General features: G+C 35.6%; 9 protein-coding genes and 1 tRNA gene. 6 read left to right on the forward strand and 4 right to left on the reverse strand.

Annotated features, from left to right (window positions below; genetic code table 11):
• Window positions 1-23 precede the first annotated feature (23 nt).
• From AC0L5Q_RS03260 to rlmKL, 4 genes are read right to left on the reverse strand one after another with little or no spacing between them, the layout of a single operon-like run.
• The gene (locus tag AC0L5Q_RS03260; RefSeq protein WP_473614275.1) at window positions 24-1,829 is read right to left on the reverse strand and encodes a DUF3466 family protein; all 1,806 of its coding nucleotides are present in this window, start codon (window positions 1,827-1,829) and stop codon (window positions 24-26) included.
• A 25-nt stretch (window positions 1,830-1,854) separates the two neighbouring features.
• Window positions 1,855-3,774, reverse strand: coding sequence for an ATP-binding cassette ATPase Uup (gene uup, locus AC0L5Q_RS03265; RefSeq protein WP_473614276.1), 1,920 nt, complete (start codon window positions 3,772-3,774; stop codon window positions 1,855-1,857).
• A gap of 4 nt (window positions 3,775-3,778) precedes the next feature.
• On the reverse strand, window positions 3,779-4,027 hold the full coding sequence (locus AC0L5Q_RS03270) for a glutaredoxin family protein (protein WP_076419918.1): 249 nt from the start codon (window positions 4,025-4,027) through the stop codon (window positions 3,779-3,781).
• Entirely contained in the window at window positions 4,028-6,166 is a 2,139-nt protein-coding gene (rlmKL, locus tag AC0L5Q_RS03275) for a bifunctional 23S rRNA (guanine(2069)-N(7))-methyltransferase RlmK/23S rRNA (guanine(2445)-N(2))-methyltransferase RlmL (RefSeq protein WP_473614277.1), read from the reverse strand.
• A 325-nt stretch (window positions 6,167-6,491) separates the two neighbouring features.
• Here rlmKL and AC0L5Q_RS03280 point away from each other — a divergent pair.
• The 6 genes from AC0L5Q_RS03280 (at window position 6,492) to AC0L5Q_RS03305 (ending at window position 14,128) form a co-directional block, all read left to right on the forward strand.
• Window positions 6,492-6,568: transfer RNA gene (locus AC0L5Q_RS03280), tRNA-Met, on the forward strand.
• A 1,185-nt stretch (window positions 6,569-7,753) separates the two neighbouring features.
• Entirely contained in the window at window positions 7,754-8,950 is a 1,197-nt protein-coding gene (locus AC0L5Q_RS03285) for an outer membrane beta-barrel protein (RefSeq protein WP_473614278.1), read from the forward strand.
• An 83-nt stretch (window positions 8,951-9,033) separates the two neighbouring features.
• The gene (locus AC0L5Q_RS03290) at window positions 9,034-9,573 is read left to right on the forward strand and encodes a polysaccharide biosynthesis/export family protein (protein WP_473614279.1); all 540 of its coding nucleotides are present in this window, start codon (window positions 9,034-9,036) and stop codon (window positions 9,571-9,573) included.
• 9 nt (window positions 9,574-9,582) lie between these two features.
• A complete protein-coding gene (locus tag AC0L5Q_RS03295) occupies window positions 9,583-11,853 on the forward strand; it encodes a GumC family protein (RefSeq protein ID WP_473614280.1) in 2,271 nt (756 codons plus the stop codon).
• Between the two features lie 723 nt (window positions 11,854-12,576).
• Window positions 12,577-13,305, forward strand: a complete 729-nt coding sequence (locus tag AC0L5Q_RS03300) for a tyrosine-protein phosphatase (protein ID WP_473614281.1) — start codon at window positions 12,577-12,579, stop codon at window positions 13,303-13,305.
• Window positions 13,306-13,348: 43 nt separating this feature from the next.
• Window positions 13,349-14,128, forward strand: a complete 780-nt coding sequence (locus tag AC0L5Q_RS03305; protein ID WP_473614282.1) for a hypothetical protein — start codon at window positions 13,349-13,351, stop codon at window positions 14,126-14,128.
• Window positions 14,129-14,285: the final 157 nt, after the last annotated feature.

Consider the following 14,285-nt stretch of genomic DNA (forward strand, 5'->3'; position numbering starts at 1 on the left):
ATAAAACAGGTATGTATTTGTTATTACTTAAAAAGCTTTCTTCTAAAGCCTACTACTAATAAAACAAGTGGCATAAACAAACCAAAACTAGCACCTTGTCTTTCAATTTTCTCTTCAACCTCTGAGCAATTATCAATTTCGCCATTAATCGGTTGTAATTTTACTGCCCTAACAACTTCTTCTTGAATAGGGTCACCTTTAGTATCCAAAACCTCATTTCCAAAAAAGTCTCTTGCGTTAGTTTTAGTAAGCGCACTTGCTGATATTTCATTATTATCATTAATACTTTTAGCATCAATAATAATATAATCTGACTCACAAGTAAGAAGCGTATTTAAATCAGTAAAAGTGTCAGTATTCGTGTCATATAAAAAACCATGAGTTCTTCTTGGAATTCCACTTGCAACAACATGCGTTTCCACTTCACCTTGCCCTACAATTAAACCATTATTATTAATGGCTTTAGCTGTAGTTGAACTTCCTGTAAAAAAGCTATCAGGCATGATCATTTCTAAGTCACTAACATTATTTGTATCAATATAATAGAATGAATTGGTCGTTACACCGCCAATAATAGACTGTACATACCCTACCGCAGTACCTACATCATTAATATCGTTTGCTCTAGAATTATAATAAGTTTCATGATCTGTATTTAAATCGTAAACGTTACCGTCTTTAAACATGACCGCATAAGTTAATTTAAATTCGTCTACTTCTGGGTCCATTACATCGTTATCAAACCAACCTTCTGAATAACCTACAATGGTTCCATCATCATTTACGGCTTGAGCAACACTTTGTAAACCTCTTTCATCATCAACATGAGGCGTAATTAAAAAGCCTAAGGGTTCAAACTCCTCTACATCACCATTATCATTAATTGTCCATTTAATTGCAGCGGTTGAATATAAATTGTTTAAAGTTAAGCCGTCTTCGGCTAATACATTGCTAATACAAATAAGTAATGGCGTTCTTTTTAATTGCTCTGCATCCTCACAATCAATAGGATTATCAACCCTATTTTTTGCTTCACTGATGCTGGCTTGGGCCTCTTCAGTTATACTCGTGGTTGCAAAACCAATCGCAATACCTGTTTCACTTATTTCAGAAATTGCAGATAAACCACCATAGGTAGACTCAGGCGCCATTAAAGGAATAATAGTGTTACCTTTATCAAGAGAATAAAAACCCCTACTAGAAAAGTCACTAGCAAAGTAGGTTATAGTTTCATCATCGGTGTCGTCATTATTATCATCAAGAATATATTCACGGGGAATGAATGGAGCACTTGCTGTTCCATATATCCAACCTTTATCTGTAATACCGTTAATCAGGTCAGATGTTGAACGGGTTAGTTCGTTTGTCCCCTCAAAAGTAGTATCAAATACCGTAATCTCTTCTGTATTACTATTTAAGTTAATCATGGCAGCGACATCACCATATTGTTGATAAGTAAAATCGCCTTGTTTACTAATTAAATAATTAACCGCCCAAAAGCTATCATTTTCAGTCGGATTACCATTTCTTAACGCTTCTTCATCTTCAATATCACCAACACCAAATACCACTTCATGGTTCAAAGCTGCATTGCTAATAATATTATCAAAGTCAGTTTCGTTTAAAAATTGATATTGAACTGCAAAACTATATGCTTGAGTACCTGAAATAACCATTTCACCCGCATTGTTTTCTTGTTGAGCAAAAGTATATTTGTGAGTCTCTCCTGCCCCTTTATCAATAACCTCATAGGTTGCAGCTTGTACCGAAGCACTAGTTAAAGCACTATAAATTCCTAAAGCGAGTATTCTTTTTGCAAATATTTTCATTAACGACTTAACTCTCAATTTTTTATTACAATTCATCTAACTCTTGCCATCTAGCATAAGTTACTTCAAGCTTCGACTCAGTTTCTTCGAGCTGGTTCAATATTTTTTTCGTATGTGACTCATCATTAGCAGTAAAAAAATCAGACTGATTAACTTCTTCTTGCAAAGCCGTTATTAACTTTTCTAGTTCTTCAATTTGTAATGGTAAAGCTTCTAATTCTTTTGTTTCTTTAAATGATAGTTTTTTCTTTTCTGGTTTTGCTACGGCTGTTTTAACTGAAGAAGTTGTTTTTTTATCTTCTTTTTTCTTACCCGCACTACCCGCTAAATTTTTTCGTTGTTCATTTTTATAAGCCACATAACTATCTACATCATCGTAGCCACCAACAATATGCGTTACGTCACCTGTACCATCAAAATACAAACAAGTGTTTACACAGTTATTCACAAAATCACGATCATGGCTGACTAAAATAACCGTTCCTGAATAATTTGCAACGACTTCTTCTAATAATTCAAGGGTTTCTATATCCAAATCGTTTGTTGGCTCATCCAGTATCAGTAAGTTACTAGGGCGTAAAAATAAGCGTGCTAATAATAAACGGTTTTTCTCTCCGCCTGATAATGCTCTTACCGGTGTTCTTGCACGTTTAGGGCTAAACAAAAAGTCTTGTAGATAACCTAAAACATGGCGTGTTTTACCATTAACGGTTACTTCTTGTTTACCTTCAGCAACGGTATCTTGAACCGTTTTATTTAAATCAAGGGCTTCTCTGTGTTGGTCAAAATAAGCTACTTCTAAATTAACGCCACTGCGCATAGTACCTGAAGTAGGTTGGATCTTATCCATAATCAACTTAATTAAGGTTGATTTACCTGTACCGTTAGCACCAATTAAAGCCAATCTATCGCCGCGTATCATCAATAAATCTAACGCGTTAATAATGGTTTTATCATCAAACGTCATATTTAAGTTTTCACACTCAAACACCAACTTACCTGAACGATCACCATGAGTAATATTAATACCACCTTGGTTTTTCACTTCACGGCGTTGTTCACGTTCTGCACGTAGTTTTTCTAGAGAACGAACACGGCCTTCGTTACGTGTTCTACGGGCTTTAACACCTTGGCGTATCCAAACTTCTTCTTCGGCTAACTTTTTATCGAATAATGCATTTTGCTGAGCTTCAACTTGTAAATCATGCTGTTTTTGCTCAATGTATTCGTCGTAATTACCTGGGTAGCTGGTTAATTTTCCGCGATCTAAATCTAAAATACGCGTCGCTAAACCACGAATAAACGCCCTATCATGACTGATAAATACGATAGTTCCTTGGAAGTCTTTTAAGAACTGCTCAAGCCACAACACACTACTAATATCTAAATGGTTGGTTGGCTCATCAAGTAACAATACATCAGGCTCGAGCACCAAGGCTTTAGCTAAAGCTAGTTTTCGTAACCAACCACCAGATAAATCGTTTACCATCTTATCCGCTTCTAACTTCAAAGTAGTAAGGGCTTTATCAATAAGTTGCTCGTCTTGCCATGCGTTAGCTTGGTCAAGTTTTTGTTGTACATCAGCAAGCTTATTTAAGTTATCTTCCGACGGGTCTTCGCCAATTAACGTAATCATATGATGATATTGTTTAATTAACTCAGCATTCTCTTTAACACCTTGCGCAACGTAATCAAATACCGTCATATCGCACGACTCTGGTGGATCTTGCTCTAACATGGCTAACTTTACGTTGTTAGACATAAGCAACTGACCATCGTCAAGGTTTTGCATACCGTTTAAAACTTTCAATAACGAAGATTTACCTGCACCGTTGCGCCCTACTAAACAAACTCTTTCGCCTGTTTTAACGGTTAAATCTGCTTTATCTAAAATACTGTCTTCACCAAAGGCTAATTCACCTTGTGAAATTCGAATTAATTCCATCGATTTATTTCAACTCTAATTTATGTAATTTTTTAATATCTTCTTGAGTAAATGGCCAAAATAACTTTTCATTGCTATTTAACTGCTCAAGTACAGGAATGCTAATACCATATAGCTCAACTAACTTTTCATCTTCAACAATATCAACAATGTTAATGGTATTTAAAGGCATTACACTTTCACACAGCGCCAATGCTTCTTCGCAAAGATGACAGCCCTCGCTGCTATATAAGTTATATTGTATGTTCATCATTTATTTTTCGATTATACGCGTAATTAACCAACTATTATGTATATGTTTGTTACGCAAAAAGTCTTTATCTCGTGTTTGCTCAGTTATTTCAGTCGCCTTAACACCTAATGTTTCCATCGCTTCAAAATCCATTTTAAAGTTACGTTTATTATTGGTAAAAATAAGCTCGCCGCCTTCAGCTAACGACTTTAATCCATCGGTGATCAAGTCAACATGATCACGCTGAACATCAAAGCTATCCTCCATTCTTTTTGAATTTGAAAAAGTAGGCGGATCAATAAAAACAACATCAAAGGTTTGTTTATTATTTTTAAGCCACTGTAAACAATCGGCTTGTACAAACTGATACTTATGACCTGATAGTTTATTTAAGGTAAAGTTATCTTGCGCCCAATCTAAATAGGTTTTAGACATATCAACCGTAGTTACCTCACTCGCTCCATGCAACGCAGCTTGTAATGAAACAGAGCCCGTATAAGCAAAAAGGTTAAGTAAGGTTTTATTTTTAGCTTTTTGCGCAACAATTTGGCGTGTTTTACGGTGATCTAAAAACAAGCCTGTATCTAAATAATCCCACAAGTTTACTTTTAATTTAGCGCCGTATTCTGTTACCACAATAGACTGCTGGCTTTTATCAACTTTTTCGTACTGATTTTTACCTTTTTGCTTCGCGCGTGTTTTTAACACCACTTGGCTGGTAGGAATATTCAAAACTTTAGGAGTAAAGTAGATAACTTCTTGTAGACGTTTAGCTGCTTTATCTTCATCAATAGTCGATGGTGCAGCATATTCATGAATAACCACATACTCGTTGTAAATATCTACAGCTACGTTGTATTCAGGAATATCAGCATCGTATAAACGATAACATTCAATTTGTTCTTTCTTCAGCCAGTTTTTTAAGCCTTTCTTATTCTTAACTAATCGATTAGCAAAAGCTGAATCTTTTTGGTCAAAATCAGCATTAGGATTACTCGCATCTTTATCTGCTTGCTTCGCATCAATATTATATAAAGCCAGTTGACAATCTAACGGGCCATTCTTAAATTTATAACGCTTAAAGGTTGCTAGTTTAAGCATACTTAGCAACTCAACATTGGCGGTTAAAATAACCACACGCCAATTTAAAAATTGCGCTTTAAGCTTTTTACCAAACAAAGCAAAGTTTTCTACAAGCTCGGGTAATTCACCAATACGAACACCATAAGGTGGATTAAATAAAATAGTACCTTCTTTACCAAAAGCATTATTTAACTTGGTTGAATCTTTACATGAAAAATCGATATATTGCTGAAGCTTAGCCATACGCGCGTTTTGTTGAGCGGTATGAATAACTCGGCTATCAATGTCGTTACCAAACACTTTTACTTTAACAGTAGCTAAACCTGTATTGGTTGCTTCAACCGCGCTAGCTAATACATTTTCCCATACGGCAGGACTATGATTAAGCCAGTTTTCGAAGCCCCACTTTTCTCTATCAACTGCTGGAGCTAAACCCGCAGCCATAGACACAGCTTCAATTAAAATAGTACCTGAACCACACATAGGATCTAATAAAGGCTTAGTGGTGTCAGCTAACCAACCCGAACGTTGAATAATAGCCGCAGCTAAATTTTCTTTTAACGGAGCCGCACCACTGTTTTGACGGTAACCACGTTGAAATAAACCACGACCTGAAAAGTCTAAATAAATAGCCACACTGTTTCTTAACAAACGCGCTTGAAAACTAATGTCAGGATTTGATTTTTGTACCGATGGGCGATCTAAATCGTTATCTCTAAAATGATCAACTATCGCATCTTTAATGGTTAAACCACCAAATTGGGTATTACGTATCTCTTCACTTTGGCCAACAAAATCAATTGAAAAAGTTTGTTTATTAGAAAAAACCTCAGACCAATTAATTAAAGACGCCGCTTTAAATAGCTCATCTTTATTGTTAGCGTCACCCTCACCTAATTTTAAAAGCACTCGAGAAGATAGTCTTGTCCATAAACAAATATGGTAACCCACCTCAAGGCTTGCTGAAAAATAGACACCTTCAGGTTTTTGAACAACAGACTCACCACCAAGCTTTTTAACTTCTTCAAAAAGTAAAACTTCGATACCAGGCGATGTTAGCGCTAAGAATTGATACATAAAGGGCTTCCAGAGTGATTAATGGCCGCGATTATAAACAAGAACCGTCAGTACTTAAACCTATTAAACTTTATTAGATGATAATAAGCAGGAAAAAATAAGAATACTCACTAAAAACACCTCTTTGTGTATTTTAAAAGCATTAACTGGTGGATAAACTTACACTCTATAACTTTTATCAAATATAGCGGTAAAAGCGGTTGCAAAGTACGACTACACTCCCTATGATGCACCTCATTGAAGCAGAGGCAACTTTGTGAAATATTCTTTTAGAGAGAATTAAAACTTCTAAGGCTTGTTTAAGTAATCACTTAAACCATTCGGACGCGGGATGGAGCAGCCTGGTAGCTCGTCGGGCTCATAACCCGAAGGTCGTCAGTTCAAATCTGGCTCCCGCAACCAATCTATTATTTTCCGACCAAATCGTCAGTTCACTCTTTTCAAAGTTCAGGGCTCCCGCAACCAATTCCCATTATATAATTCAAAATTTTCCATAAAGACGATTAACGACCAATTCGTCAGTTCACTCTTTTCAAAATTCAGAGCTCTAGCAACCAATCCTTCTCTATAGATAAAAAACACAAGATAAACCACCGAGAACACAGAGGGGCTTCGCCCTACACCGAATAAAGATCAGAAAAGAAAGGTTTTGTTGTTTTAAATAATTCGTAAAATTAGCGTAATTCGTTGATAACGTCTTTTAAAAAAAAGTGTTTTGAACTTCTCTGTGTGTGCGAAGCACAACTCCGTGTCCTCTGTGGTAAAAGCTCTTATCTTTTAAAAACACTGTCAGCTAATTACTCGAATTAAAAACATAAAATTATTATGCCAAATGTTTTGACCTTCTCTGTGCTCTTCTCGGTGGTTAAAATGTCTTATCTTTTAAAAACTCGAATTAAAAGATTAACCACAGAGTACACAGAGGGGCTTCGCCCTACACCGAGTAAAGATCAGAAAAGAAAGGTTTTATGGTTTTAAATAATTAGTGAAATTAGCGTAATTCGTTGATAACGTCTTTTAAAAAAAAGTGTTTTGAACTTCTCTGTGTGTGCGAAGCATAACTCCGAGCCCTCTGTGGTAAAAGCTCTTATCTTTTAAAAACACTGTCAGCTAATTACACGAATTACCCTAATTAAAAGATTAACCACAGAGTACACAGAGAGGCTGCGCCCTACACCGAGTAAAGATCAGAAAAGAAAGGTTTTATGGTTTTAAATAATTCGTAAAATTAGCGTAATTCGTTGATAACATTTTTATATAAAGTGTTTTGACCTTCTTCGTGTTCTTCTCATGGTAAATATTTTTCATCTAACAGAAAAATCTATTTATTTGTATAAATCAAAATAAATCACTCAAAAACATGAACAATATACATTCTATTCTTGGATTGTTTTTACTATGTCTGCTAAAATCGCCCGCAAAAGGCGTTTATCGTAACTTTATTCAACAAGTTAAGTATTCATGCAGAATAGCTTGGTCATTTAATTGTAATGAATCAATGGTAACTTGCAGAATAAAATAAACCTAACTAGTTAATTAATATAAGCAAGTTATCACTCGTAATAACAATAAGGACATACCGTAATTTTGAAAAGTACAACTCAAATTCCAGCCCTATTCAAAAATATTGTTAAGCACTCTTACTTATTAATACTAACTCTTCCAGTAATTACACATGCTGAAGACCGAGCAGGTTTATTATTAAACGGCTCAATAACAGCCGAACATACAGATAACGCACTTAATAACACCAACAAAGTATCAGACACCGCGTTTATTATTAATCCCGATGTAAAATATTTAGGTTTAGTAGGAAAACACCAATTTTTATTAAACTACAAAGGCAAGCTTGCAACCTATACACAAGACAGCGATTTAAATTACAACGAACACAAATTCGCTTTGGGTGCAAAACTGGATCATAGCAATAAAATTAATACTGAATTCAAATTAGGATTCGACAAAATCACAGAAGAGCCAGGTTCAACCAACTCATCAACGCAATCGTTAACTGAATTTAATCAATACCAAAACAAAACAGCACAAGCAAAGTTGTACTACGGACAAACCGTAAGTACAGGGCAAATTGTTTTAGGTTATAAATACAACGATCGTGAATACACTAATAACCAGCAATCATACCGTGATGTAGAACAAAACCAATTCAGTGCAACTTTTTTTTACCGTATAGCACCTAAAACCCGCATTCTTTTCCAAGCAAGTACTGAAAAGTATTCATACGAAGATCAAATACTAAGTAATGGCCTTTCTTTTAATCAATCAAGTAACAACAATTTATACCTTGCAGGTGTGGAATGGGAAGCAACCGCAAAATCGAAAGGTATATTTAAAATAGGTTATCAAAACAAAGACTACGATGATGCTAGATTAAACGACATATCAGGCCTCTCTTATATGCTAGATATGATCTGGAAACCTAATACTTACACACAAATAAAATTAGGCGCAGTTCGCCAAACAACTGAATCAGCACAATTAAATACCGGCGGTTTCTTAAGCACCTCTTATTCACTAGATGTTTCACATTACATTATGCCCCGTACAGCTGTGACGGCTAGATTCACTATAGACAACGACGAAATAGTTACAGGTAACAGCAGAACAGATAAACGTAACAACATAAAAATTGGCGTAAACCACAGTTTAAGAAAATGGTTAAACGTGAAGTTAGCGTATAAATACCAAGAAAAAACATCCAATATAGAATTATTTAACTTCGAGTCTAACACCATAGAATTATCGCTAGAAACGGCATTCGAGTGATCTAAAGGTTTTATTTACCTGAACAACATTCTTATAAATAAACAACCTGAAACAAATACATAAGCTTTATTAAAGGAAGAACCATGAAACTAACCAAACTAATTTTTACTCTATCCATGAGTATAATGATGTTTTTATCATTCAATACCTACGCAGAAGAGACCGACAATTATAAAGTCTCAACTGATGATGAAATATCCATTACCGTATTTAATGAACCCGACTTAAGTATCGACAAAACAAAAATTGGTGCTAACGGCTCTATTTCTGTTCCACTTATTGGACAAATAGACGTTAAAGGCTTATCTGTTCCTGAAATAGAAAGTAAAATTACCACATTGTTATTAGATGGCTACCTTAAAAAGCCAAACGTATCTGTAACCATAACCGAATACCGCCCTTTTTACATTAATGGTGAAGTTAAAAAGCCTGGCAGTTATCCATACCGTAAAGGCTTAACCATAGAAAAAGCGATAACATTAGCAGGTGGATTTACTGAACGCGCATCAAAATCAGCCATTTCACTTGTTGGCGAAATAGACAAACGCTTTGTAAAAGCCGTAGCACTTACCGACACAGTTAAACCTGGCGACGTTATTACCATCAGCGAAAGCTTCTTTTAAGGATAAAAAATGAACTCTGTAGTACCAGAAAAAGCTTCATCGCTTAATAACTCAATGCCTAGCAACGATTCATTCAACACGGAAGAAGTAATAGATATAGGGCAATACTGGCGCACCATCAAACGAGCTAAATGGGGAATTATTGTTATTACCCTTTGTAGTTTAATTGTTGGAGCCTATATAGCATCAACGGCTGTTCCTATATATAAAGCATCAAGTAAAATATTGGCTGATCCGCAAAATCCATCCGCTGATAGAAACGAGCAATATATTGCTACAGCTTTAGTCTTTTTATATTACGAAACACAATACGAAATAATACAATCTCGTAACGTTGCAGAAGTGGTTGTAGATAAACTAAACCTCGTTGAAAAATACAAAAAAGAACAACTTGAATTAAAATCTGAGAAGCCTTCAGAGTTTAGTGTAGCAATTAAAGAGTTTAAAAATGAAATCTCTGCACTATTTGCTTCAGACACTAACGTAAAGGTAAAAACAGCTCCATTAACAGATACAGAAATAAAAATAATGCTTGCTTCTGAGATCCAAGCAAATGTTGAAGTATCGGGTGGTAAACAAAGTCAAATTATTAACATCAGTTACACGTCTGACGACCCACAAGAAGCAGCCGACATTATTAATGCGCTTTCTGATGCTTATATACAATTTGGTTTAGAATCGCGTCTAGGTGAGGTTAAAAACACAGAGTCTTGGTTAAGTGAACAATCGACTCAGCTAAAGAAAAAACTACAGGATTCTGAAGCTAAATTAAGTGCTTACCGTTCACAACAAGGCATGGTTAATACAGAACAACAACAACTGCTTGCTAATTCACAATTACAATCATTAAACAGTGAATTAATAAGAGCACAAACCAACTTAAGTTCCGCTGAAGAGCAATATTTAGCGGTTAAAAATGTAGAGCCGGGCTCTAAAGAGTTTTACTCACTAAGTCCTGTCCTTGATAATAGAACGACTAGTGATATGGTAAAAACCGAAGCACAATTATCACAACGTGTTAATGAGCTATTTGAACGCTACGGTGAAAAACATCCTAAAATGATTGCTGCTCGTTCTGAATTGAAAAGTGCTAGAGAAAACCTAGAGAAAGAAGTAAACAAGGTAGTTGAAAATATAGATAAAAATTATAAATTAGCACAATTTCAAGTAACCAATATTCAAAAACTTATTGATAAAAGCAGAAACGACATTCAGTCGTTGCAAACAGATAACTTTTCATTAGTGAGTTTAGAGCGCGAAGTTGAAAATAACCGTAGAATATACGAAAACTTCCAAGTTAGTTTAATGGAAGCCAATGGTCGTAGTGAGTACAACAGCTCAAACGTACACATTATTGACCATGCAACAGTACCTAAAGTACCTTTTAAACCTAACGTTAAGCTCATTGTTATTTTAGCGGGTGTGTTTGGTGTATTTTTTGGTGTGGTATTAGCTTTTGTTCGCGAAGCACTTGATAACACATTTAAAACGCCTGACTCTGTTGAAGAAAAATTAAAGCTTCCAGCATTAGGTATTACTCCAGTCGTTAAAGTTAATAAAAAATCTGCAATACCTGAAAAGCAATACCTTGACGATTCACGTTCACCGTTTGCTGAAAGCATAAACACCATACGTACAGGTTTATTGTTTTCCAATATTGATAATCCACCTAAAACCATCTTAGTAACTTCGGCTACGGGTAGTGAAGGTAAATCTACCATGGCAATGAACTTAGCAGCGGCATACAGTAACTTAGGTAAAACGTTATTACTTGAAGTCGATTTACGTAAACCAAGTATGGCTAAAAATTTAGGTATTCAAACCAAGCAAGGTCTAACTGACTTGATATCTGGTTCAGTTAAAGCTTTTAGCGATATTGTATACAAAGATAACAACGACCAACTTAATGTAATAACATGCGGCACAATAGCGCGTAATCCATTAGAGCTATTGTCTTCTAAAAAATTCGAAGATGTATTACTGTCATTACAAACTCACTTTGAATATATTATTTTAGATGGTCCTCCTACTCTACCCGTTAGTGACTCGTGTATATTAGCGAATAAAGTTGATGGTGTTATCTTTGCAGTTAAAGCTGAAGATACACGTATTAAGGTAGCTAAAGAAGCCGTGAGTCGTTTACAGAAATTACACGCTAATATTATTGGTGCAGTACTTACAGTGGCAGAACCTCATAAAATGAGTTACTACGGTGATCATTATTACTCGGGCGAATACTATGGTGTAAAACCACCTAAAGAAGAAGCCAAAGCAAGTTAATTAAAAAGTTAACAGCAAACAAGATCAACCACAAAGAGCACAGAGGTTTTAAACAAAGAAGTTTTGAACTTCTCTGTGTAGTGCGAAGCACGCTCTGTGTCCTCAGTGGTAAAAAATTAGCTATAGTTAAACAAGATCAACCACAGAGAACACTGAGGTGTTAAGCAAAGAGGTTTTTAACTCCTCTGTGTAGTGCGAAGCACGCTCTGTGTCCTCAGTGGTAAAAAATTAGCTATAGTTAAACAAGATCAACCACAGAGAACACAGAGGTTTTAAGCAAAGAGATTTTGAACTTCTCTGTGTAGTGCGAAGCACGCTCTGTGTCCTCAGTGGTAAAAAATTAGCTATAGTTAAACAAGATCAACCACAGAGAACACTGAGGTTTTAAGCAAAGAGGTTTTGAACTTCTCTGTGTAGTGCGAAGCACGCTCTGTGTCCTCAGTGGTAAAAAATTAGCTATAGTTAAACAAGATCAACCACAGAGAACACTGAGGTTTTAAGCAAAGAGGTTTTGAACTCCTCTGTGTAGTGCGAAGCACGCTCTGTGTCCTCAGTGGTAAAAAATTAGCTATAGTTAAACAAGATCAACCACAAAGAACACTGAGGTTTTAAGCAAAGAGATTTTGAACTTCTCTGTGTAGTGCGAAGCACGCTCTGTGTCCTCAGTGGTAAAAAAGAAAACTACGGTAAAATCACGATCACAACAACTAACTAGGTGAAAAAATGATAGACATACACAGCCATATTTTACCCGGTATAGACGACGGTGCTCGCTCGCTTCAAGAAGCACTTGATATGCTTCGTATAGCAATAGACCAAGGTGTAACAACACAAGTATTAACACCTCATATTCATATGGGGCGTTTCAACAACACTAAGCAACACATCGAACAAGAATTCACAAAATTCAAAGAACAAGTAAACGCCGCTAACTTACCTATAAAACTACTTTTAGGTGCAGAACTACGTATTGGTCCTGAAATAATGCAACTAATTACTACAAATGCTGTTCCATGGTTAGGCGAAGTAGAAGGCCAGCGGACCTTTCTTTTAGAATTTCCCCGTACCGAAGTTCCTTTTGGTAGCGACAACTTAGTACGCTGGTTATTGTCAAAAAATTGCTTACCCATTATTGTACACCCCGAACGTAACAGCACCTTTTTACATAACAGAGACAAACTACAAACCTTTATCGATTTAGGTTGTCCGTTACAAATTACCGCTAGTAGTCTTACGGGTAAATTTGGTGCCGATGTTCAACAGATGACAGAAGAATTATTAATAGCAGATCAAGTCAATGTAATAGCTTCAGATTGTCATAATTTAAAAGGTAGAGCACCAGATTTGCAGGCTGGTGTAGAACAAGCTAAAACCATCATTGGTAATAAAAAAACCAATACACTTATAAAAACTACGCCAGCTGAATTAACGTGTAACAACGCGTTTCATTAAGCTTTATACGCTTACCTATAAAAATCTAACTCAGTAATACATTATGAATGGAATTCAACCCCAAGCTTCACCCCAACCAAAATCATTTCAAATAAAAAAAATACTGGTAGTTTTTACCTGTGTTTTTCTAGCTTTTTGGTGTTTATTATGGGCTTGGGCTTCACTCACAACAATAAGAGTTGAACAAGTCATAACGCAATGGGAACAAAATAAAAAAACGTTTTCAGTTGAAGAAAGTCACACATTTGAATTAAGACTAAAGCGCTCGTTAACCCTTAATCCTCTAAGTGCCAACACCCATTTGTTACTCGGCAGGTTATACGAACAACAAGCTATTAATATACTTGACCAGTCACAAAAAAGCACAATAGAAAATGCTGAGAAGTATTATATATTAGCATTAAAAAAACAACCAACATGGGATTATGCTTGGGCAAAACTAGCTAACTATTACAGTCACGAACAACTAAATGCTTACGGTAATACAAACATAGAAAAAAAGCTCCAAGAAGCAATAAACCAAACAATCTTTACAGGGCCGTACGAACGAAAAACCCAACGAGTTATTATTCCTTTACTCTTTAAACACTGGAGCCTTATAGCTGGTTCCCCAAGAACAAAAGTACAAGCTGAAAAAGTATTATTACAGTCAACTCAGTATAGAGAGAATCTAGATCTTACACTGAAATCAGCAAAAACATACAATAAAATTCACGTATTAAAGCCATTACTATCTGACAAAAAACACATAAAAATACTGTCTAAATATCAAAAACAATTGGAAAAAGAAAACATCAACAAACAGCTAAAGAGCATTAACTAAATGGATTTTAATTACTCAAAAGAAAATAAAAATAACTCGACCTTGTTCGTGCTTTTTTTAGGGCTTACCTTTTTGCTGCCTTGGCCTCATGGTTTAGAACTGGTCTGGGAATATCTTCTTTTCGGCTTTATTATATTTAGCCTAAGCACCATTTATT

Source organism: Pseudocolwellia sp. G5-9 (genome assembly GCF_055808995.1).

Coding starts and splice junctions, on each gene's coding strand:
- AC0L5Q_RS03260 (WP_473614275.1), bottom strand. CDS start 1,829: ATGAAAATATTTGCAAAAAGAATACTCGCTTTAGGAATTTATAGTGCT.
- uup (WP_473614276.1), bottom strand. CDS start 3,774: ATGGAATTAATTCGAATTTCACAAGGTGAATTAGCCTTTGGTGAAGAC.
- AC0L5Q_RS03270 (WP_076419918.1), bottom strand. CDS start 4,027: ATGATGAACATACAATATAACTTATATAGCAGCGAGGGCTGTCATCTT.
- rlmKL (WP_473614277.1), bottom strand. CDS start 6,166: ATGTATCAATTCTTAGCGCTAACATCGCCTGGTATCGAAGTTTTACTT.
- AC0L5Q_RS03290 (WP_473614279.1), top strand. CDS start 9,034: ATGAAACTAACCAAACTAATTTTTACTCTATCCATGAGTATAATGATG.
- AC0L5Q_RS03295 (WP_473614280.1), top strand. CDS start 9,583: ATGAACTCTGTAGTACCAGAAAAAGCTTCATCGCTTAATAACTCAATG.
- AC0L5Q_RS03300 (WP_473614281.1), top strand. CDS start 12,577: ATGATAGACATACACAGCCATATTTTACCCGGTATAGACGACGGTGCT.
- AC0L5Q_RS03305 (WP_473614282.1), top strand. CDS start 13,349: ATGAATGGAATTCAACCCCAAGCTTCACCCCAACCAAAATCATTTCAA.